Origin of the sequence: Neptuniibacter sp. CAU 1671, assembly GCF_029222905.1 — a bacterium.
Lineage (GTDB): Bacteria > Pseudomonadota > Gammaproteobacteria > Pseudomonadales > Balneatricaceae > Neptuniibacter.
The window spans coordinates 67,715-89,880 of record NZ_JARHUE010000007.1 but is presented as its reverse complement, the minus strand read 5'-3'; the positions used below and the strand labels follow the sequence as shown (position 1 = coordinate 89,880).

Sequence of the window (22,166 nt, the reverse complement as noted above, 5' to 3'; positions counted from 1 at the left end):
TTGAATGGAAGTCGAAAAAGACAAAGGCGGCTTTGTGCCGCCTTTGCTTGATTCGACGTTACAGCAGTCCGCCCAGCAGTGGGTCAACAACCGTGTCGTCTACTGAGTCATTTACGGTATCAGTCAGACTATCAACGGCATCACCATCGGAAGTTGAAAGTAAGCCATCAACCACACCCAAAACACCATCAACGAGGCCGTCACCGGAGTCAGTGCCGCCAACCAGTGGTACTGAGCCGAGCAGTCCGCTACCGTCACCTGTCAGGCCTTCTGTGGTTTCCGTAACATCATCTACGGTGTCTGTAAGACCGGAAATCAGGCTGGTGTCTGTTTCAGTATTCACGGTATCCAGGGTGCCGGTCACTGTGTCCAGCAGGCCTGTGCCACCCAGCAGGCTGTCGTCACCCAGCAGAGGGTCAAGCAGCGAATCCAGTACATCAGTCGTGCCATCCACTATATCGTTAATGATATCGGTGGTGTCATCCACCAGGCTGTCAACCGTATCGGTCAGTCCGGTATCAGGCAGTAAACCACCGGTTACTCCACCCAGCAGACCATCAGTTGAACCGAGCAGCCCGTCCACCACATCTGTGGTGTTATCGACCAGTGTGTCTAAGGTGCCGGTTGTAACTTCAGTCAGATTGTCCACGCCACCGGTCAGGTCTCCCTCAATCAGGCTGTCGACCACATCGGTGGTGGCATCAACAACATCGTCAAGGCCCTCGGTGGTGTCATCCAACAACGTGCCAAGGGACTCGGTGGTGCCGTCTCCAAGAATGCCATCAACTGTTTCTGTTACGGTGCCAGTCAGGCTGTCACTCAAATCAGTAGTTGCAAAAACCAATTCATCTACACAGTCAGTGAGGGTACAGATAGTCGAACCGGTATCACCAGCACCAGTATCGCCACCAGTATCGCCACCAGTATCGCCACCAGTGTCACCGCCTGTGTCGCCACCGGTATCTCCACCCGTGTCGCCGCCGGTATCACCGCCAGTGTCACCACCGGTATCGCCGCCTGTGTCGCCGCCTGTGTCGCCACCGGTATCGCCGCCTGTGTCACCACCGGTATCGCCGCCTGTGTCACCACCGGTATCGCCGCCTGTGTCACCACCGGTATCGCCGCCTGTGTCGCCACCGGTATCACCGCCTGTATCACCACCGGTATCACCGCCGGTATCTCCACCCGTGTCGCCGCCGGTATCACCGCCAGTGTCACCACCAGTGTCACCACCGGTATCACCGCCAGTGTCACCACCGGTATCGCCGCCGGTATCACCACCGGTATCACCGCCTGTGTCGCCACCGGTATCACCGCCTGTGTCACCTGGAATCTCAACTCCTGGATCACCACTACCGCCGGCAATGTCCTTGAGAATATAGTTTCCGTTACAGCCCGCGATTGCCGAAATCGCAATTGCCAATGCACAGCGTTTAAATAATTCTTTTGTGGTCATAACCTCTATCCTGAGTCGAGAGACTTCCCTTTGGTTGTTCGGTGTTGTGAACACACCTTCTTTTTTCAGAGCACCGGCCTTTGAGGCTGTCAAAGCTCAGAAGAGAGAAGGCACCGGTTGGCTAACTATATATAATTTGCCTTTAAGTTGAGTCAAGTTTAAATAAAATTTTATTCAAAAGCTTGTTTAATTTTCATGAATAATGCAAGGGCTTATCAGTAATTCAGGTTATGAAAGTGTTCCAGAAGAGTGAATTTCAGTGGTCGACAGCCGTGAAGCAGTAGATAGGGGTACGTGAATAAACAAAAAAAGTGGCTAAAGCCACTTTTTTCAAAGTCCGGAATTAGGTCTGGTGGTTAAAGTAATCCACCCACAACCGAATCAAGAATCGGGTCATCTACAACGCTGTCCACGGTATCTGTCAGGCTATCAACCACGTCACCTTCGCCAGAGGAAAGCAGAGTGTCAGCGGTATCCAGAGTGGTATCAACAAGGCCGCCGTCAGTCAGAGTTTCGCCGCTATCTGCCAGTAAAGATCCGCTATCAACGCCAAGATCAGCATCGGCTTCCAGGGACAGGTCGACATCAAGAGAGGTGTCGCCTAACAGACTGTCAGCGGTGTCGCCCAGCAGATCGGTGGAATCCCCCAGTAAACCGTCAACGGTTTCAGTTGTTTCAGAGAGCAAAGAATCAGCCGTATCAATGGTTGTATCGACTACGTCACTAAGAGCGTCACTGGTTTCATCTACAAGTGAACCACTGTCCAGAGACAGGTCTGCACCTGCATCCAGTGTAAGGTCGTTATTTGTGTCTAGGGACAAATCTGTGGTGAGAGAAGTATCACCTAACAGACTGTCAGTAGTATCGCCCAGCAGATCAGTGGAATCCCCCAGCAAACCGTCAACAGTTTCAGTTGTTTCAGACAAGAGCGTGTCTGCTGTATCGAGGGTTGTATCCACGGTTCCACCCAAGGTATCACTGGTGTCACTTAACAGTGAACCGGTATCCAGTGATAGCTCGCCGTTGGCTTCAAGGCTTCCTTCCAGTGTGGAGTCACTCAGCAGCGAGTCTGTAGTGTCACCCAACAAACTATCAGCAGTATCACCCAAAAGTCCGGCAGTGCTGTCGACAGTGTCACCCAGCAGGCTATCAACTGCATCGGTAGTCTGGTCAACGATGCTGTCCAGAGCTTCGCCGGTATCTGCTACAACACCATCAACCGTGTCAGTCAGTGATGTGTCGCCCAGCAGTGATTCTGTCGTATCACCCAACAGCGTGTCGGTAGTATCGCCTAACAGTGAATCAACGACATCGGTGGTCTCGTCTGTCAGGGTAGTCAGGGCATCTGTAGTAATATCAACAACACCATCAACCGCATCTGTGGTATCTCCATTTGCCAGACTGTCGACCACATCGGTTGTGGCATCAACCAGATTATCCAGGCTGTCAGTTGTGGCGTCTGCTAATGAGTTAATGGCTTCAGGAGTGTCACCGAGAATTGGCAATGTTTCGTCAAGCGTCTGGGTTACAGCGTCGACGGTATCATCTAGCAGGTCAGTCGTGTCATCTACTGTGGTATCCAAAGAGTCGGTGACGGTTACTTCGTTACTACTCTCTGTTGAGGGGGTACTTTCGTCTGTGGGTGCTGCTTCGTTCAAATCAGATTCTGACTGGTCATCAACTTCTGAGCCATTACTGGACCCCGGTGTTGATGCGACAACTTCTTCGTCTGAACTGCTGCCTGAGCTGAGGGATTTAATGCTGTTGCTTCCCTGACAACCCGCCAGAATTGCAAAGGTTAGAATCAGCGCGCCTTGCTTGAACATGTCTGATTTATTCACGTCGTTTTTCCTCAATTTAGATTGGCCTATCCACGCCAATCGGGTCCATGTCTTTGTGTATCAGCCTGTTGAGGCTGGTCTCTAGTACCAGCAAGGCTGTAACGAGTGATGTAGTCTGCGTACCTCTTATTCCTGAGGTTTGCTGAGGCCGATTTTATATATTTTTGTTTATGAGGAAATCTTAATATTCAAAAAGATGTTTGAAACTAACGGAATTAGGAAAACTTCTTGGTTTTGTTGTTTTGAGGGATATTTGATTTAAATAAAATAAAACAATTTAAAAACAATTAGTTGTGATTGTGTTCGTTAGATTAAAAATAAATCTATTAACGACCAATAGATAAAATTTTAGCCTAGTTAATTTTAAAACAAGATAAAAATGTAAATACATTAACAAGAGGAAGGTCGGCGCCAGTCAGGCTGGCGCGCTGAGGATGAAATATTCTGCTTTGGTTGTGTTCAGGGCTCTTCGTGTACAGGCGCTAATTCAAGCTGGTAAAGCCCCACATCAAGGGCTCCGTGGTTAAACCCGCCCTCGCAGTAAGCTAGGTAATAACGCCACATACGATAAAACCGCTCATCAAATCCGAGAGTGGCTATCTCTTTCCAAGCATGTTCAAACTGCTCACGCCAGATTTTCAAAGTTTTTGCGTAGTCCTTACCAAACATCAATTGTTCTTTTAGCAAGAAACCATGTGCCTGAAATTTTTGTTTTAGGACGCTGACTGAGGGCAGCATGCCGCCGGGGAAGATGTAGCGCTGAATGAAATCAGCCTGTTTTTTGTAGACATGGTAGCGTTGGTCTTCGATGCTGATAATCTGCAATACAGCACGTCCGCCGGGTTTGAGTCTTTCACGCAGAATCTGGAAATAGTGATCCCAGTGTTCTTCGCCAACGGCCTCAAACATCTCGATTGAGACAATGTGATCATACTGGCCTGTCAGGTCACGATAATCGGTGTGTGTCAGCTCAATCTGTTCCGACAGTCCTTTTTTCGAGACCTGTTCGTTACCCCGGGCAAGTTGTTCGTTACTCAGGGAGACGCCATGGACCCGTAGCCCTTGATTGGCCGCCTGGGTCGCAAAGCTGCCCCAGCCACAACCAATTTCCAGAATCTGTTCACCACGATTGGCAGCAAGCATTTCGAGAATTTTGTTGTATTTGTTTGTCTGAGCGGCTTCCAGTGATTCATTGTGGTTTGAATACAGCGCAGATGAGTATGTCATGCTGGGATCAAGCCAGCGTTTGTAAAAGTCGTTGCCTAAATCATAATGCGCCGCAATGTTGCGGCGGCTGCCGTCACGACTGTTGTGATTTTTGCGGTGAATACGGTTGTATTTGTGACCGATGACAAAATCCGCCCAGGCCATTTTTTCCAGTGCCTGTTCCTGATGCAGTGCCCACTCAACCAGTTGCGTGAGATTGTCGCTTTCCCAATCACCGTCTAGGTATCTGTCTGACCAACCGTTGATGCCACCGAAGAGCAGCCCGGTGAGGGCTTTCCAGCTATTAAGCGTGACCTGCGCTGAAGGGGAACCTTGCCCAATCAGTGTTCTTGAGCCGCTGGGCAGTGTCAGGTCTAGCTGGCCTTGTTTATCTTTAAACAGATGATTGAGGTAGCGAATGAACAACTGTTCATTCCATGCCATTTTGGGCAACTTCAATGTTTGTTCAGGTGAATGATATTCAGAGGGTTTCATGCAAAGTCTCTCCTGAGGCAGTTTGCCAACTGATACTGCACCTGGCAGCGGCCGGGCGAGGCTGGATGCGCAGTTTTTTGCGCCACAACCTGAAGGCTTCCCAGTGGATGGCGCCGATTACTTTTAGGGTCATGAGTGGGTATGCGAAAAAATTACGAATCAGGTTTTTATCGGTCATCGTCTGAAAATCCCCCTGGAAAAGGGCATCCATAATGGGTTTTTTCTGCGCTGTATCAGTGTGACGGATGTGAACACGAACCTGATTTTCTGGGGCTGTGATGCGGAATCGATAACCGCTGTGCATTGGTGTAAATGGGCTGACATACATCTGTTTGTCTGTGGACTGCCTCACCAGTGATGTGGTTGGTTCGTTCACGGGAATCAGATAGAGGTGTCGTTGCCCAAAGGTGTTATGCACCTCGTGGATGATCACTGCTAACTCTTCCGCTTTGTTGTAGCAGAAGTATTCAGTCAATGGGTTGAACTGGTAGCCCAGGATTCTTGGATAGCAGAGCACTTTAACCTGATAACCTGCATCTGGCTGGTCGCAACGCTGCAGCAGTTCTGAAATGTCCTGCAATAGATTATCGGAACCAAGACCATGATCCCGATCGTAGAATGAAAACAGATTAAACCGGTTGCGTGAAAACCAGCGTAGCTTCTGGCAGGTCTGATCAAGCTGCTGTAATTCAACACAGATGGCAAACACCTTATAAATAAAACGGTGTTTGACCGGCTGATGTCTGTGATGCATCACCACACCCCGGTAAAGCGCGGCCGATGCTTTAGTCACGGCAAACCTCAGCGAAGTTTTTTATAGTTGACGTCACCGGCTCTGCGTAGATTCGATTGTTGGGATCTTCAAGTCGCCAGGGGCGGGGAATACCTCCCAGTTGCTCCGCTACGGCGAGACCTGACTGCAGGCCGTCCTCATGGAAACCATAGCCAAAATAGGCGCCACAGAACCAGCTGTTTTGTTGACCCTGCAATTGCCATAACGCTTTTTGAGCATGCAGAGCGTTACGCCCGAAGGTGGGATGATCATAGAAGAAGGTACGTAGCAGGCTGCCTTCAGCGGGTGCCTGCGGCGGATTAAGTGAAACAAACAACGGAGTATCACAGTTGAGCGGCTGCAGTTTGTTCATCCAGTAGGTGACAGAGACTTCCTGGTGTTGCTGCTCGCCCTCGGTCATATAGTTCCAGCTCGACCAGACCGCTTTGCGCTGGGGCATCAGGCTGGCATCTGTATGCAGATATGCCTGATTGCGCTGGTAGGGGAATGCGCCTAACAACGCTTTTTCATCTTCTGTGGGTTTTGCCAGTAATTTCAGGGCCTGATCAGGATGGCAGGCCAGTACGACATGATCGAATGTTTCCTGGCGGCCGTGCAGGTCTTGTAGTACCACTTTGCCATCTTCACGATGAATTTTATGAATAAGGCTGTTGAGTCTGACCTGACCACGTAGCTGTTTTTTGATGGCGTTGACATAATGATGACTGCCGCCTTTTACCGTGCGCCATTGCGGACGGTCGCTCAATTGAACCAGCCCGTGATTGATGCAAAAACGTAAAAAACTGCTGGCCGGATAGTCGAGCATAGCTTCAGTCGGTGTCGACCAGATAGCAGCCCCCATGGGCAGTAAATGGTCGTAGATGAATGCGGGGTGATAACGGTGCCGTTTAAGCAGCTCACCCAGAGTGATGTCATGGGTTTGAGCGTACTCGAACAAGCTATTGGCCTGACGGTAAAAGCGCAGCAGGTCTTTAATCATCATCCAGAATCTGGGGCTGATGATATTACGTTTCTGGGCCAGTAAACCCGCCATATCGGTCCCTGAATATTCCAGAGCGCCTTCATTCTTAGACACAGCGAACGTCATATCCGTATCGCAAGTCTGCACATTCAGGTGTTGAAACAGGCGAACCAGATTGGGGTAGTTGACCGGGTTATAGACAATAAATCCGGTATCAACATCGACATCCCTGCCTTCAAGCTGGCAAGTTACAGTATTGGCGTGACCGCCTAAACGGTCATCCTTCTCGAACAGCGTTACATCATGCCCCTGGTCAAGCAGCCAGGCGCAGGACAGACCGGAAATGCCGGAGCCTATAACAGCGATCTTTTGGGGACGAAGAGTTGAGATTGTCATTGCAGAAATGGTCCATGCTGCAGGTTTTCATTTCATACGGGTCGACCAAAAAAAAGGATCACTTAACAATCCTAAGTTCTTAATCCTGCCGGAATAGTTGCTATGATCCAATTAAATTCAATCTGCGTAGAGATGACATGGAAAACACACCGCCCGGAGATGACGTGGATAATCTGGCTTTTCTATCAAAACAACATGCAGAAGAGTTTGAACATATGAGTTGGACTCAGCTGTTGGCACAACTGGGTGTTTCAAAAGATCGTAAGGTCTACATCCAGCTTTTCAGACACTTTGCACCACGGGTCAAGGCGTATATCCGCAGGCTGGGTGTGCTTGAGTCTGTTGCAGATGAACTGACTCAGGAAACAATGCTGTCTGTGTGGCGCAAAGCGCACATGTTTAATCCTGAGAAGGCAGCGGCCAGTACCTGGATTTTCACTCTGGCGCGAAACCAGAGCATCGACTGGATGCGAAAACAAAAGTATCCGGAATACTCTTATGAAGAGGTCTTTCACGACGCCGAAGAGTCTGCCACCGAAGGCACTCCCGACATTGATCAGGGGCTGGTGACGGACCGGGTGATGACAGCCATCAATACACTACCCGAAAATCAGGCGCAGGTTTTGTACATGTCATTTTTTGAAGGGCGTTCGCACGCCGAAATTTCGAGCCGTCTCGATATACCCTTGGGCAGCGTTAAATCACGGATAAGACTGGCCTGCGAAAAACTCAAACAGCACTGGAGGGGTGAAGCATGAGCATTAATCACCATCTCGATGATGCCACAATCTTTAGTTATGTTGCCGGTGCCTTGCCGCAGGGCATGGCGCTTGTTGTCGCCTGTCACCTCTCTATGTGTGACACCTGTCGATCGCGCCTCAGAGCGCCCGAAGCAGTGGGTGGCGCGCTGCTAGAGTCCCTCAGCCCTGACCGGATTAATGATGACGCTCTGGAACAGGTGCTTGATCGGCTTGATGAACCTGACTCAACATCCGTTAGCTCTGCTGCTGAGGTTATGCCTGTGCAGTCGAGCGAGGTCCCTCAGCCGCTTGCCAGTCTGATTGGCAACTCTTTGGACGATCTTGAGTGGAAGCGGATGGTTCCCGGTATCTGCTATATTGATCTTCCCAGCGGACCTCAGGGCGTGACTAAACTGTTGCGGGTTGCGCCCGGTGGTGTGGTATTGCCCCATACTCACAGAGGGAATGAATTGACTCTGCTTCTGCGCGGCTCGCTGAGTGATGAAATTGGGCGTTTTCAGCGTGGCGATGTATCCGATCTGGATGATCAGGTAGAGCATCAGCCACTGGCAGACAGCCGTGAAGGTTGTATCTGTCTTGTGGCCACCGACGCGCCTATCCGTTTCACGACTTTGTTGGGACGGCTGGTTCAGCCTTTAACCGGTTTCTGATCTGAGGTTCTTAATCTGAATGAATGATGTGGTTGCAGATAAACGTATTCCGGTAGGTATCAGTGCCTGCTTGCTCGGTCAAAAAGTACGGTTTGACGGTGGGCATAAACGGTCGCGCTACTGTCTGGATATTCTGAGTGAGTGTTTTGAATTTCAGAGTTTTTGCCCCGAGATGGCAATCGGCCTTGGGACTCCCCGCCAGCCCATTCGTCTGGTTGACCTGCCTGAAGGGCGCAGGGCGGTGGGTACAAAAAACCGGGATTTGGATGTGACTGAAGCGCTTCAGGACTATGCAGAACAGGTGCACAAAGAAGCGACTAACCTGTGTGGCTATATACTGATGAAAGGTTCGCCCAGTTGCGGCATGGAACGGGTCAAAGTTTATCATCCAAACGGTAATCCGAATGTAGCGGGCGCGGGCCTGTTTGCAGAACGGTTAATGCAGTTGCATCCTGCCCTGCCGGTAGAGGAGGAAGGGCGCCTGAAAGATCATGTTTTAAGGGAAAATTTTATTACCCGGGTTTTTGTCTACCATGATTGGCTGACTCAGGTTGTGCCTCATCTAACATTGCATGAAATCATTCAGTTTCATAGCCGGCATAAATACCAATTGATGGCGCATCACTATCAGGGGTACAAGAATATTGGCCGGTTCCTTGCTCAAGAAGCCCCCAGACTCTCACTTGAAGAAACGGCGGATCGTTACATTCACGAACTGATGGGCTATCTGAAAAAGCCGGCAACCCGAAAAACCCATACCAATGTGTTGATGCACCTGCTGGGTTATCTTAAAAAACACCTCGACGGTGCCACTCGGCACGATCTGTTGTCGGCGATTGATGATTACCGCACCAACAAGGTTCATCTGATTGTGCCGCTGGCGTTGTTGAAACATTACCTCAAACGCTATGGCAGTGAATATGTGCAACAGCAGGTCTACCTTGACCCTTATCCGCATGAGTTGGGTCTGCGTAATTACATATGAATCTGGTGTGGTTTCGCAATGATCTGAGGGTCAGGGATAATCCTGCCCTCTATCAGGCATGTGTTGCCGGGGAGGGCGTGGTTGCCGTTGTGGCATATACACCCGGGCAGTGGTTTGAGCATGATGAATCACCGGCCAAAATGCAGTTTTGGTTTGCCTGCCTCAAAGATCTGCAAAGTGAACTGGCTGCGTTAAATATCCCTCTGCGGGTGATTGAAACACCTGACTTTCAGGCTTTGCCGGATAAACTCTCGGCGCTGGCAAATGAGGTGCAGGCATCCCGGCTCTATCTTAATCATGAGTACGCCCTCAATGAGCGGCAGCGGGATCTCGCTGTGCTGAACCGCTTCCGTGCCGAAGGCAGAAAGGTGATCGGGTTCCACGGTGATCTGGTGATTCCGCCGGGTGAGGTACTGACTGGTCAGGGGCAACCCTTCAAAGTCTTCACGCCTTTCAGCCGGGCCTGGCGTAAAGTTTGCCAGCAACAGCAACCGACGCCACTGGCGTTGCCAAAAAAACAGCCGCTGATAACTACAGGTGATCAACCGCTACCGGAGATGCCGGTGTGGGGGATAACTAATAATACGCTCTGGAATGCCTCTTTATGGCCTGCAGGTTCGGCTGCGGCGCATACGCGGTTACAGAATTTTGTTGCAGTTCATCTGGATGAATACCCGGTGCAACGTGATATTCCGTTCGAGCCGGGTACCTCACAGCTTTCTCCCTACCTTGCGGTGGGTGCATTGTCTGCCCGGCAGTGTATGGCAGGGGTGGCGTCTATCAGTGATGACCCCGAGTGGTTTAACGGGCAGTGGCTCACGGAATTGATCTGGCGAGAGTTTTATCGACACCTGCTGGTGCAGTTTCCCCAAATGAATTATCTGCAACCATTCCGGCCTGAGGTAGAGCAGCGTATCCAGTGGCAGGATAACCCACAGCTGTTTGATGCATGGTCCAGAGGGGAAACGGGATTCCCATTGGTGGATGCAGGGATGAAACAGCTGTTGTCCACCGGTTGGATGCATAATCGATTGCGTATGGTCTGTGCTTCGTTTCTGACAAAACTGCTGCGTCAGGATTGGCGTCTGGGCGCGAAGTTTTTTATGCAGCACCTGGTGGATGGAGACTTCGCCTCAAATCTGGGCGGGTGGCAGTGGTGCGCATCGGTTGGGGCAGATGCCGCACCGTATTTCCGGATCTTTAACCCGCAGCGTCAAGCCGAACGCTTTGATCCCCAGGGTGCGTTTGTTGCCCATTGGTTACCTGAGCTGCGCACTGTTCAGGCGAATAAACGGCATGATCCGGTGCTGGCAGAGAGAGCGGGGCGACCAGCCGCAATCATTGATTACCGCGCTGCACGCCAGCAAAGTCTGGATGATTATCAGCAATCCACACGGGTCAGTGCCTGATCTATCAATCAGCTCAGTACGTAAAAAGAACAGAATTTACTACTGAGTATACCCATGACACCGCCCGAACCTTCTGACTGGCCTGATTTTGATCTGTACGCTTTCTTTGAGGGGCCTTTGCGTGCCTGGGGTATTTTTGAGGACCGTTTTGGTGTGTTACGTCGCAGTTTTGTTGTTGATATCACCGGCGAGGTTACAGACGGTCAGCTCAGGTTAAATGAACGCTTTGAGTATGAAGATGGTGTCCTTGATCAGCGAATCTGGCAGATAACCAGGCTGTCGAATGGTTTGTATCAGGGACAGGCTGAAGATATTCCGGGTCTGGCTGTGGGTGAGATTTCGGGTCGAAGGTTGCGCTGGCAGTATCCACTGCGGCTCGTGACTGATCGTTACACCATTAATGTCAAGGTCGATGATTTTATCTATCGTATGACTGATGACGCGGCCTTCAGCCGCGGTTATATCAGCAAGTTTGGCATCCGACTTGGCTCTGTCACTCTGTTTTTTAAACGGCTTGAAACTTAGATCGGGTTTTGCAAAAGCTGGTCGGCAAGGGCGCTGGCGCTGTGCCATGCTGACTCAGTTCCGTTGTGACCAAACCAGTCGCCACAGGCGCCGACTCCACTTGTTGCATTGAAATAATATTCATCAGATCGTGGGTTGGTATGGGTGCAGTATAACCAGCGGTGCACCCGCAGAACACTAACCTCGGCATTGATCCGTTTGGTTTCTTGAAATGCTTGTGAGAGCTTTTGGCCAATGTTTTCCGGAGTATTATCGATGTTTTCTGCTGACCAGATCGGGTTGGCTTCCAGTCGCCAGACCGTGGTTTGTGTATCGGGAGAACAATCCGACTTGCTTGACTCGCAAATGACTCTGGATAAAACCGGATGCTCACCCTCAATCAGGTCAAGGTCGGGAGACGCTGCTGTTGGACAGGCAACAATGGCTACCCAGCAGGGGCGGGTCCCGACTTTGCTCAGTGCATAGTGGATCTCCGGTTCACTTTGCAACAGAGGCAGTGCTTGTGGTGCCGGAGCGGTGACAATCACCTTGTCGAAGCCACCCAGGCTATTACCCTCTTCATCCCATAGCGCCACGCCGTGTCCGCTGGAGGCGCGTAATTGGCCAACACGTACCTGGGTTCTGAACTCAGCGGCGGTCAGCAGATGCCGCGTCAGACTGCTCTGACGTGGCTGGGTCAGGTAGACGTGTTTTTGAATGGGAAAGCCGGAAAAATCTATAGCTCGCGGCTGCCAGGCTGAAACACCCGGTTGAGCCAGTAGCCACTCTCTGAAGCGGTCTGAAACAGGTTCAATCCAGGGTGCTCCCAGATCACAGCTGCTGTTAGGTAGGCGGCAGCTAGCCATCCGGCCGCCGCTGCCCCGGCTTTTTTCGAATACAGTCACTTTATGCCCGGCCTGGGTGAGTCGCTGACTGACCACTGCACCGGCCAGACCGGCACCGATAATGGCGATATATTCCTGAGACATATAAAAACGCTTATAAAAGAGCTTCGATGGCGCTACGAAAACGCTGTGTATCGGGGGAGGTGATGCTGCTGAAAACATCAACCACTTCGCCCTGACGATTGATCAGATACTTGTAGAAATTCCACTTAGGGTAAGTACCGCTGGTTTCACCCAGATATTGCCAGATTGGGTCAGCCCCCTGTTTTTTAACCTGACTTTTGGCAAACATCGGAAATTGCACACCGTAGGTCAGGCGGCAGAAATTCTGGATCTCCTGAGGTGTGCCCGGTTCCTGACCGGCAAACTGATTGGACGGAAAACCAAGCACCACCAAACCGCGGTCTTTAAACTCGGAGTAGAGGTTTTCTAAACCTTCATACTGGCCTGTAAAGGCACACTTGCTGGCCGTATTGACGATCAGCAGTACTTTACCCTGATAGGCTTCACAGAAATTGACAGGTGTGTTGTTGAGCAGATCAGGCACCGTAAACTGATAGATGTTTGCACACTGCATCGGTGACTGCTCTTCGGCTTGCGTAAGTGGACTCTGCAACAAGGCAACCATGGTGATTACCCCCATTAAACGCCAGACGTTTTTCATGGACTGACTATCCTCCGTTGGACAACAGTTGCTTTACGTTGCAGAGCCGGGTCTGGATCAGGTCGGCAAAAATTTCAGGTGTTTTACCTCATACAGATCCACACGACGGTCTTTCAGGTTATTCACTGAACCCTCACTGCGGATGATTTTCAGGCGGTCCAGATCCAGATCCGAGAACATCAGCATCTCCGTATTGGGGGTGGTCTCCGACATGACCGCATCATGGGGGAAGGCGAAATCCGATGGCGAAAATACGGCTGACTGGGAATATTGCACGTCCAGACTTTCCACCGCGGGCAGGTTACCGCAGCTACCGCAGATCACGACGTAACATTCATTTTCAATCGCCCGCGCCTGTGCACAATGGCGAACCCTGAGGTAACCATTTTTGGTGTCGGTCCAGTAGGGCACAAACAAAATGTCCATATCTTCCGCAGCCAGCAGTCGGCCCAGTTCCGGAAACTCAACGTCATAACAGATCAGAATTCCAATACGGCCCGCATCGGTATCGAATACGCGCAGTTCGTTGCCACCCTGAATAACCCAGTCGCGGCGTTCGTGCGGGGTTATATGGATTTTGCTCTGCATCTCCAGTGTACCGTCACGCCGGCAGAGGTAACTGACGTTGTAAAGCAGGTCGCCAACCAGCAGTGGCATCGAGCCGGTGATGATATTGATGTTGTAACTCACTGCCATCTGCAACATTTCATCGCGAAAACGTTCGGTATAGCCCGCCAGAAAGCGAATCGCTTCCATCTGCTGTGCCTGCTGGTGATAGAGGCCCATCAGTGGCGCGTTAAAAAATTCCGGGAAGAGGGCAAAATCACTTTTGTAGTTGGAGAGGGCGTCAACGAAGTACTCGACCTGCTGCAGTAGCTCCTCGACCGAAGATACCTGACGCATCTGCCATTGTACTGCGCCAATCCGGACCTGAGACTTACGCTGGTCCAGCATCTGCACGTCCGGGTTATAAAAAATGTTGTTCCATTCCAGCAAGGTGCCATAACCCTGAGACTTTTCATCTTCTGGCAGATACTTGGTCAACAGACGTTTGACCTGAAAATCATTGGAGAGCTGGAAAGTCAGAATCGGGTCATAGATCTCCCGTTTTTTAACGGCTTTCAGGTACTCATAGGGTTTCATCTGGTCGACATATTTGTAGTAGTTCGGGATGCGCCCACCGGCCAGAATCGCCCGCAGGTTCTTCTGCCGACACAGATCTTTGCGTGTTTCATACAGTCGACGTCCCAGACGGAAACCCCGAAAATCCGGATGGATCAGTACATCCAGTCCGTACATGGCGTCTCCATCCGGGTCATTCAGAATGGTTGTGCGTTTACCAATCAGGTCATCATAGGTGTGCGGGTTGGAAAAACGGTGATAATCCACCCGCGCCGCCAGTGCCACACCGATAATTTTTTCATGATCAACGAGACAGAGCTGGCCCTCAGGAAAGTCTTTGATGAGCTGTGAGATGGTATGTTTGGGCCACGCGCCGCCAATGTCATCATAGACAATGTCCATCAGCTCTTTGAGCTGCGGGTAGTCAGCTTCTTCTAAATTTCGGATTTTGAGGCGTAGTTCATCAGCCATGGCAAGGGCTCCTTGCTGCAGAGATGGGGTGATGTTGCTGCTCAGCCAGTGGAACCGCACCACCGGATAACGTTGCAGAACAGAGTATACTGAGCAGCCTGTTAACCCACAGGATAATCTGGGCCGGTCAAGCCGGTAATCGCTCTATCTTAGCAACGAAAAGTGTATGACCTAAAGTCAGGTTTTACGGGCAATCAGCAAAAATTCACGATTTCCATCGCCGCCGGTGATTGGGCTTTCGAAATAGTCTTCAACTTCTAGCCCAACGTCTGCGCAGGTATTGGTGATCGTGGACTGCACCTGCGGATAAAGGCTGGCATCTCTGACCAGACCTCCACGTCCGATACCCTCTTTACCTACTTCGAACTGGGGTTTAACCAGACTGATCAGCCGGGCACCGGGTGCAAGCAGGGGTGCCAGAGAAGGCAATATAAGGGTTTGTGAAATAAATGAGACATCCATCACTGCCAGATCAAACCCTTCTGGCTGGCGACAGTGTTGTTTCAGCTCGGGACTCAGGTTGCGGGCGTTCATGCCCTCATAACAGATCACCCGGGGGTCCTGCCGCAGGCTCATGGCTAACTGGTCATGTCCAACTTCAATACCCACTACACAGGCGACGCCCGCCTGTAACAGGCAATCAGTGAAGCCGCCGGTGGACTGACCGACATCCAGTGCGACCATAGCGGTTACGTCCAGTGCAGTTTTCTCCAGCGCCCCCAGCAGTTTCAGTGCTCCGCGGGAGACAAACCGGTCTTCCAACGACTGGGTTATCTGAAACTCACAGTCAGGTGCCAGCTTCTGCCCCGGCTTGGACAAAAGTTGCCACTGAGCGGCTTCCCTGACCTGAACCTGCTGGTTGCGAATCATACGCTGAGCCTGGGTTCTGGAGGCGGCTAAACCCCGTTCAACCAATAGCTGGTCTGCACGTAACATGTGTTAATAACCGGTGCTTAAAGCGGCTTATTATAGTGTGATAGGCGTGAGGGGAGTAGCCTGTTTGGTCACTAGAAAAGCATGGTAGTTAGAGCATCATGGTTTACAATGGCCGCAGCGATTTATCATCTAAGGATCCGATATGAACAAGAGTATCATCAACACAGATCGTGCCCCGGCTGCGATTGGTACCTATTCACAGGCCGTAAAAGCGGGCAGCACCGTTTATCTTTCCGGGCAGATCCCGCTCGTTCCTGAAACTATGGAACTGATTACAGAGTCTTTTGAAGCACAGGCAGAGCAGGTGTTTAAGAACCTGAGTGCGGTTGCGGAAGCGGCCGGTGGCTCGCTGGCAGATTGCGTAAAGCTGACCATCCTGCTGTCAGACATGGAGTTCTTTCCTCAGGTGAATGAAGTGATGGCGCGTTTCTTCAATCAACCTTATCCGGCCCGGGCCGCATTTGCGGTTAAGCAGATCCCTAAAGGGGCTGACATTGAGGTTGATGCTGTGATGGTGATCAACGAGTAACAAAAACGGGCTTGCGTCCAAGTTGGTTGCATCTGATATCTATTCTTACATTGGCTCGTAAGCCCCAAGCTATATGTCGTTGTTTTTGTAAGCGTTACAAGGAGAGTACATATGTCAGGCATTGAGCGGGCGCTTGCAGTGTTGATTGATGCTGATAACGCTAGTCCAAATATGATTAGCGGTTTGTTAAGTGAGGTGGCTGGATTAGGCACTACAAATGTAAAACGTATTTATGGTGACTGGACGACTCCGAATTTGTCGGGTTGGAAAAGTGTTCTTTTGGAACACTCGATTCAACCCATTCAACAGTTCAGCTATACAACTGGAAAGAATGCTACTGACAGTGCAATGATAATTGATGCCATGGACCTACTTTACTCTGGTTCATTTAATGGTTTTTGTATTGTATCGAGCGACAGTGATTTTACTCGACTTGCTGCTCGTATTCGGGAAGCAGGTAAGGTTGTTTATGGTTTTGGAGAAATGAAAACACCGAAGCCATTTGTTGCTGCATGTGACAGATTTATATATACCGAAGTATTCGCTACCGAACAGCAAGATGATTCCGCTAAAACACAGCCTATATCCAAGGTATCTTCTAAAGATCTACGAACAAAAACGAAATTATTGCAGACTATTCGTAAGGGGATAGCAACTGCATCAGATGATACTGGTTGGACTCAACTTGGTGCTGTTGGTAGCTATATCGCAAAATCCAGTCCAGAATTTGATCCACGGAATTATGGTTATCAAAAATTAAGTGAATTATTGGAAGCATTTGGTCTTTTCGAAATGCATCGCAAGGGAAAAATTGTTTATATCAGAGATGGCCGAAAGGCTGTTAAAGGTTAACGTCACAATTAATATGTCCAAAAAATATTTGGGCGCTAATTGATTGAGTCTTCCGGTATATGACTAAAAAGAGGAGCTGCATGCTCCTCTTTAGAATGTTAAAACACTTTCGATTATTGGTCTCATAAGGCTTACAACAGTGTAAACCTTTTGGACTAGCTAGTTGTTTAACTCTCTTTATCTTTACGCTTGCGTGGCGGTTTTTTACCTTTACTTGGTGGTGGACCACCCGGTTTGCCGGAATTAGCACGTTTACGTGGAGGTGCACTACCGGCATCTTCCTTCAGGCTGCGAATGTTCAGGCGCTGACCGCAGACGATGGCACGTTTCAGTTGCTGCAATACATCCTTAGGCATGCCACTGGGCAGGTCTACTGTGGTCACACTGTCAAAGATATCGATCTGACCGATGTATTGAGATTCAATCCCTGCTTCGTTGGCGATGGCGCCGACGATGTTTTTCGGCATAACCCCGTGATTGTGGCCAACGCTGAGCTGATACCGTTCCATCTCCACATCCGGGAACTCTTTCAGTGGACGGGGCTTGCCTGACATACCTTTGGGTCGACGGGCCGGTTTATTATCGTCAAAGCCTCGGTCTCTGAAGTCTTCGCGGACTTCTTCCAGTAACAGAGGGGTTTCACCCTGCAGCAGGTGGGCCAGTGCAGCCGCCAATTGCAGGGGGTCTGTATCATGTTCCTGCTGATAATTCGCTAACAGGTCGCTGTAAAATGCCAGATCGGTGTTGTCCAGCGTATCGCGAATACGGTCCATAAACCGGCTGACACGTTTTTCATTGATGTCTGCAGTCGAAGGCAGGTGCATCCGTTCAATCGGCTGACGGGTGGCGCGTTCAATCGCCTTCAGCATGCGCTGTTCGCGCGGAGAGACAAACAGAATGGCCTCGCCTTTGCGACCGGCACGTCCGGTACGGCCGATACGGTGAATATAGGATTCGGTATCGTAAGGGATGTCGTAGTTCAGTACATGACTGATACGTTCAACGTCCAGACCACGTGCCACAACGTCAGTGGCAATCAGCACATCAATGTGGCCGGATTTAAGCCGGTCGATGGTGCGCTCACGCAGGTTTTGAGAGATATCGCCGTTCAGTGCTTCACAGGCGTAACCACGGGCGCTCAGCTTTTCAGCCAGCTCAACCGTGGCAGATTTTGTCCGGACAAATATCAGCATTGCGTCAAACGCCTGCATCTCAAGGATGCGTGTCAGGGCGTCCAGCTTATGCAGGCCGCTGACCTGCCAGTATTTCTGTGTAATGGTGGTGGCAGTGGCTGTTTTGGACGCAATTCTGACTTCAGCAGGTGACTGCAGGTGAGCCTGTGCCACTTCTTTGATCTGAGCTGGCATGGTGGCAGAGAACAATGCGATCTGGCGATTCGCTGGCGTATGTTCCAGGACCCATTTCACATCATCAATAAAGCCCATGCGCAGCATTTCGTCGGCTTCGTCCAGCACCAGTGCACGCAGGTTGTCCAGCTTCAGGGAGCCGCGGCGCATATGGTCCATTACCCGGCCAGGTGTCCCTACGACAACCTGAGCACCTCGTTTCAGCTGGCGTAGCTGGGTGTCATAAGCCTGACCGCCATAGATCGGTAAAACATGGAAGTCTGGCAGGTTGCGGGCATAGGTCTGGCAGGCTTCTGCCACCTGAATGGCGAGCTCGCGGGTTGGTGCCAGAATCAGTAGCTGGGTATGGCGCTGACCGAGATCCAGTCTGGACAGCAAGGGTAGAGCGAAAGCCGCGGTTTTGCCGGTACCGGTCTGAGCGATACCCAGCAGGTCCCGTCCTTCAAGAAGGTGGGGGATACTGGCGGCCTGAATCGGCGAAGGAGTTTCATAGCCGATAGCGTCAAGCACCTCTAACACGGGAGCTGCAAGGCCAAGCTCTGCGAATGAGGGCTGATCTGAGGAATTCATGCGATGGTGTACCTGTTTGGAATGAACAGGTATAGCGCGGTCAGCGTTGACAGCGTCAGGAGTCCTGTTCGGGTAGGAAAGCGCAGATTATACAGATTACCCCGTATACAACAACTGTCAGCCAAGAATTCGGGTCAAAATTTGGCGAATTGTGTCGGGCTCAAAGGGTTTGTCGGCCAGCGCGTTTACACCGGCCCGGCTGATGTTTTGCAGGTGGGCCTGATTTGCCTCACTACTGACCATCAGAATGGGCAGATGTGCATGCTGGGCCGAGTTACGGATAAAGCCGGTAAGCTCCAGTCCGTTGACCTCCGGCATGTTGTAATCAGTGACGACCAGGTCAAACGTTTCAGCCTGTAACTGCCCAATCGCCTGGGCGCCATCTTCGGCTTCAGTGAAATACTGAATACCCAGACCGGTCAGTACCCGCCGAATCAGTTTACGCGCCATCGCGCTGTCATCCACTATCAGTACCCGAAGCTGATCGGGTTCATAATACTCCAGCGACAGTTCGGACTGGGTGAGCAGGTCAAGGGTGGCGCGAATCGCAGTGGTCAGGTCATCCGGTTTGAAGGGTTTGGGCAAAATGGCAATCACCCCGGCCTGCTTGAAATGCTCGAGCTGCTCCTGGCGGGTTTCACTGGAGATCAGCATAAACGGGATGTCAGCGGTAGCCTCTGAGGCCCTCAGCTGCTGGAGCAGATCTATGGCAGAACCATCTGCAAAATGCAGGGCGCTGACGATCAGATCAGGTGAATGTTTCTGGGCGCTCTCCAGAGTAGAAAGCACACTGTCGGCTTCGTTAATGCTCTCAATCTGTGCGGCAAACAACTCATTGCCGATGATTTTCCGCTGTACTGCAGAGGGCTCTGCCAGAAGGATATGCAGGTCAGCGGGAGACAGGTGTGGATTAGAAGCCATAAACAGATCTCAAACAGTTATCGTTTTTCTTATCGGCGAGCAGAGTGACATCTGAATGTTGCACTGTGCTAGGGTGTAAGCATCGCCTTTTCCGGGAGTTTTAACAATGCGCGGGTTGATCCGGTTACTGCCTTTGCTGTTCTGCATGTTGATCAATGTGGTCTATGCCGAGGGTCCTGTCTGGAAAATTTCCGATGGAGAACGGCTGCTCTATTTAGGTGGCTCCATTCATGTTCTTGCAGAAGATGACTGGCCCATACCGAAAGCCTTCGAAAAGGCCTACCAGGCGTCTGAGGCCGTAATTCTTGAAACCGATCTTGGCCAGCTGCAACAGCCGCAGACACAACTGAAGATGATGCAGCAACTGGTCTATCCCGCGGGTGAAACACTGCGTCAGCATCTTTCAGAATCGCTCTATGCTGAGTTGACGGCATTTGCATTGGAGCGTCAGCTCAACGCTGATACGTTCCTCAATCTGAAACCGGCTGGCGTGATGCTCACGCTGCTTACTGCTGAATTGCAGCGGTTGGGTATTCAAAGTGCCGGACCCGATATCTACTTTTACCAACGGGCACAATCGCAGGGTAAGGCGACGGCAGGGTTGGAGTCGGTGGCGGCCCACCTTGATTACATTGCGCAGCTCGGTATGGGTGATGAAGAAGCCTTTATTCGTCAGGCGCTATTCGATCTGCATGAAACCGAGGGGTTGATGCGTTCAATTGTACTGGCCTGGAGAACCGGTGATGTGGATCTGCTGGAACACGCCGTCATCCGCGATATGCAAGAGACCTATCCGGCGGTTTATCAATCCCTGCTGGTGGATCGGAACAGAGCCTGGCTGCCTCAACTGGAGGCGCTGCTGAAAACTGAGGCGGTGGAGATGGTGCTGGTGGGTGCAGCGCACCTTGTAGGACCAGATGGCTTGCTGAAGGCGTTGCAGGATAAGGGTTATCAGGTGGAGCAGCTTTAGCTGGAGCAGGGCAAAAAAAACCGCCGCAGAAAAGGCTGAAAGACAGCTACATGCGACGGTATTCGGGAACTGCAAATTTTGCCAGCCAGATACGTTCAAATTTGAATCGCTCTTTGCTGTAAGATGGCCAGAGTATATCGCGAACTGCTACCGCTGCGATAGCCTTGTCTGATCAGAGTATTTATCCACCTGTTTGAATTTTTTCAATCTGCTGTTTCATGCGCAGATAGCGTTCGGCTGTTCCGGGGTGTGATTCTACCCCCTGGCTGTGAATGCTCTGGGGATACTCCTTGCCAAGACGCCGCCAGAATTCAGCCATGCCCTCCAGTGGATAGCCGGACTCACTGAGCATATCGATGGCGAGACGGTCGGCCTGCAGTTCGTAGGTTTCCAACCCCAGATTGCCCGCCAGCCCCATGGCGATCCCCGGGCTGGGGATGCCGCTGCCAATCATGACAAGGTCCAGCAGTCCGCCCAGCGTGATGCGCTGCAACTCGGTACGTGCATGCTGCAACACGTTATGAGCCAGTTCATGGGCAACAATCAGCGCCAGTTCACTGTCGTTGGCAAAACGCAGCATGCCTGCATTCAGGGTGATGGTTTTGCCATCGGCAAAACCGTTGACCCTGTCACTGTTACTGAAACGTACCGGATAGTTGCAGGTCTGTCTGGGTGTCAGCTCAAACTGATGCTGCTGCCCGGTACGGTTGATGGTCAGACTTACTCTCTTGCCTGTCGCACTCGCCGTTTGCAATTGGGCCAGGGTATTGGAAAACGCGGTTGGAACCGGTTGCTGATTAATCGCTACCAGAGCATCACCTGGCAGCAGGTAATGCTCCGCCGGGGAGGCTGGCAGTACATGCAGTACTGTGGGTTGCTGCAGCGGTCCATATATTGCTGTTGCCGCTTTTTGCTGAAGTTCCGGATAGCTCTGGATTTGGTGCAGCATCAGGCCCAGGCTGTAGCGTTGTTTAGAAGCACAAAATCGAGCTGCGGATCCGACCAGCAGCGGGTGGGCGACAGATTGCAGTCGCATCCGCTGCTGATTTTTGTGGCGCAGAGCCGCTTCGGTCTGGCGTTCCTGTTCCCGTTTAATCGCGTCGGTCTCCATGGGAGGCAGTGGCGGGGCGGTGCTGCAGCCGCTGATAAACACACAGAGACTGAGTAGGAACAGTAGAGATGTTCGCATAGGTTTTCTGGCTCGGTAATCAACGTGATAAAAACCATTCTAAAGCCCTTGCCCTTCACTGCAACTTAACCTGCCCCCGACGCTGTAGTTACTCGTTTTGATGAAGATCAGGAGTTTTTGATGCCAGCAGACGGTGCTGTGAATTGAACCCAACGGCTTTTTACGCGTCCCAGAAAAAGAGCCTTGCCTGGTATATAACCTGCTGACAGGTTG

Annotated in this window: 20 protein-coding genes; 8 read left to right on the top strand and 12 right to left on the bottom strand. The window is 51.2% G+C overall.

The features are described from left to right. Positions 1-58: 58 nt before the first annotated feature. From P2G53_RS12245 to P2G53_RS12225, 5 genes are all read right to left on the bottom strand, one after another. Entirely contained in the window at positions 59-1,456 is a 1,398-nt protein-coding gene (locus P2G53_RS12245) for a hypothetical protein (RefSeq protein ID WP_275817627.1), read from the bottom strand. 356 nt (positions 1,457-1,812) lie between these two features. Next, positions 1,813-3,297, bottom strand: coding sequence for a hypothetical protein (locus tag P2G53_RS12240; protein ID WP_275817625.1), 1,485 nt, complete (start codon positions 3,295-3,297; stop codon positions 1,813-1,815). 459 nt (positions 3,298-3,756) lie between these two features. Continuing rightward, on the bottom strand, positions 3,757-4,998 hold the full coding sequence (locus tag P2G53_RS12235) for a cyclopropane-fatty-acyl-phospholipid synthase family protein (RefSeq protein WP_275817623.1): 1,242 nt from the start codon (positions 4,996-4,998) through the stop codon (positions 3,757-3,759). After that, on the bottom strand, positions 4,985-5,791 hold the full coding sequence (locus tag P2G53_RS12230) for a DUF1365 domain-containing protein (protein WP_275817621.1): 807 nt from the start codon (positions 5,789-5,791) through the stop codon (positions 4,985-4,987). Before P2G53_RS12230 ends, P2G53_RS12235 begins: the two co-directional genes overlap by 14 nt. Further along, positions 5,784-7,148, bottom strand: a complete 1,365-nt coding sequence (locus tag P2G53_RS12225; protein ID WP_275817619.1) for an FAD-dependent oxidoreductase — start codon at positions 7,146-7,148, stop codon at positions 5,784-5,786. The genes P2G53_RS12230 and P2G53_RS12225 overlap by 8 nt, the downstream gene beginning before the upstream one ends. A 137-nt stretch (positions 7,149-7,285) precedes the next feature. Here P2G53_RS12225 and P2G53_RS12220 point away from each other — a divergent pair, with 137 nt between their 5' ends. The 5 genes from P2G53_RS12220 to P2G53_RS12200 are packed head-to-tail and all read left to right on the top strand — an operon-like array spanning position 7,286 to position 11,478. Then, on the top strand, positions 7,286-7,906 hold the full coding sequence (locus P2G53_RS12220; protein ID WP_275817617.1) for a sigma-70 family RNA polymerase sigma factor: 621 nt from the start codon (positions 7,286-7,288) through the stop codon (positions 7,904-7,906). Further along, positions 7,903-8,559 carry a ChrR family anti-sigma-E factor gene (locus tag P2G53_RS12215; RefSeq protein ID WP_275817615.1) on the top strand — a complete coding sequence of 219 codons (657 nt, stop codon included), beginning with the start codon at positions 7,903-7,905 and terminating at the stop codon, positions 8,557-8,559. The genes P2G53_RS12220 and P2G53_RS12215 overlap by 4 nt, the downstream gene beginning before the upstream one ends. A gap of 19 nt (positions 8,560-8,578) precedes the next feature. Beyond that, the gene (locus P2G53_RS12210; protein ID WP_275817613.1) at positions 8,579-9,544 is read left to right on the top strand and encodes a DUF523 and DUF1722 domain-containing protein; all 966 of its coding nucleotides are present in this window, start codon (positions 8,579-8,581) and stop codon (positions 9,542-9,544) included. After that, entirely contained in the window at positions 9,541-10,953 is a 1,413-nt protein-coding gene (locus P2G53_RS12205) for an FAD-binding domain-containing protein (RefSeq protein WP_275817611.1), read from the top strand. Before P2G53_RS12210 ends, P2G53_RS12205 begins: the two co-directional genes overlap by 4 nt. A gap of 54 nt (positions 10,954-11,007) precedes the next feature. Then, positions 11,008-11,478, top strand: a complete 471-nt coding sequence (locus P2G53_RS12200) for a DUF3833 family protein (RefSeq protein ID WP_275817609.1) — start codon at positions 11,008-11,010, stop codon at positions 11,476-11,478. Here the strand turns inward: P2G53_RS12200 and P2G53_RS12195 are convergent. The 4 genes from P2G53_RS12195 to P2G53_RS12180 form a co-directional block, all read right to left on the bottom strand. Continuing rightward, positions 11,475-12,446 (bottom strand): FAD-dependent oxidoreductase, encoded by a 972-nt coding sequence (locus P2G53_RS12195; protein ID WP_275817607.1) that lies wholly within the window; start codon positions 12,444-12,446, stop codon positions 11,475-11,477. The genes P2G53_RS12200 and P2G53_RS12195 overlap by 4 nt on opposite strands. A gap of 10 nt (positions 12,447-12,456) precedes the next feature. Further along, positions 12,457-13,026 carry a glutathione peroxidase gene (locus tag P2G53_RS12190; RefSeq protein ID WP_275817605.1) on the bottom strand — a complete coding sequence of 190 codons (570 nt, stop codon included), beginning with the start codon at positions 13,024-13,026 and terminating at the stop codon, positions 12,457-12,459. 57 nt (positions 13,027-13,083) lie between these two features. After that, positions 13,084-14,619: a carbon-nitrogen hydrolase family protein gene (locus P2G53_RS12185; RefSeq protein WP_275817604.1), complete on the bottom strand. Its 1,536-nt coding sequence runs from the start codon at positions 14,617-14,619 to the stop codon at positions 13,084-13,086. 177 nt (positions 14,620-14,796) lie between these two features. Then, positions 14,797-15,555, bottom strand: a complete 759-nt coding sequence (locus P2G53_RS12180; protein ID WP_275817602.1) for a TlyA family RNA methyltransferase — start codon at positions 15,553-15,555, stop codon at positions 14,797-14,799. Positions 15,556-15,697: 142 nt separating this feature from the next. Between P2G53_RS12180 and P2G53_RS12175 the strand changes: the two genes are divergently transcribed. Both P2G53_RS12175 and P2G53_RS12170 read left to right on the top strand, forming a co-directional pair. After that, positions 15,698-16,084: a RidA family protein gene (locus P2G53_RS12175; protein WP_275817600.1), complete on the top strand. Its 387-nt coding sequence runs from the start codon at positions 15,698-15,700 to the stop codon at positions 16,082-16,084. A gap of 111 nt (positions 16,085-16,195) precedes the next feature. Beyond that, positions 16,196-16,936, top strand: coding sequence for an NYN domain-containing protein (locus tag P2G53_RS12170; protein ID WP_275817598.1), 741 nt, complete (start codon positions 16,196-16,198; stop codon positions 16,934-16,936). A 167-nt stretch (positions 16,937-17,103) separates the two neighbouring features. Here P2G53_RS12170 and P2G53_RS12165 read toward each other — a convergent pair whose 3' ends face one another. Together P2G53_RS12165 and P2G53_RS12160 are read right to left on the bottom strand one after the other, a co-directional pair. Then, a complete protein-coding gene (locus P2G53_RS12165) occupies positions 17,104-18,873 on the bottom strand; it encodes a DEAD/DEAH box helicase (protein ID WP_275817596.1) in 1,770 nt (589 codons plus the stop codon). A 117-nt stretch (positions 18,874-18,990) separates the two neighbouring features. Beyond that, positions 18,991-19,794: a response regulator gene (locus P2G53_RS12160; protein WP_275817594.1), complete on the bottom strand. Its 804-nt coding sequence runs from the start codon at positions 19,792-19,794 to the stop codon at positions 18,991-18,993. Between the two features lie 106 nt (positions 19,795-19,900). Here P2G53_RS12160 and P2G53_RS12155 point away from each other — a divergent pair, with 106 nt between their 5' ends. Next, positions 19,901-20,764: a TraB/GumN family protein gene (locus tag P2G53_RS12155; protein ID WP_275817592.1), complete on the top strand. Its 864-nt coding sequence runs from the start codon at positions 19,901-19,903 to the stop codon at positions 20,762-20,764. Between the two features lie 181 nt (positions 20,765-20,945). On the opposite strand, the gene P2G53_RS12150 is transcribed toward P2G53_RS12155, so the two are convergent. After that, entirely contained in the window at positions 20,946-21,953 is a 1,008-nt protein-coding gene (locus P2G53_RS12150; protein ID WP_275817590.1) for a M48 family metallopeptidase, read from the bottom strand. Positions 21,954-22,166: the final 213 nt, after the last annotated feature.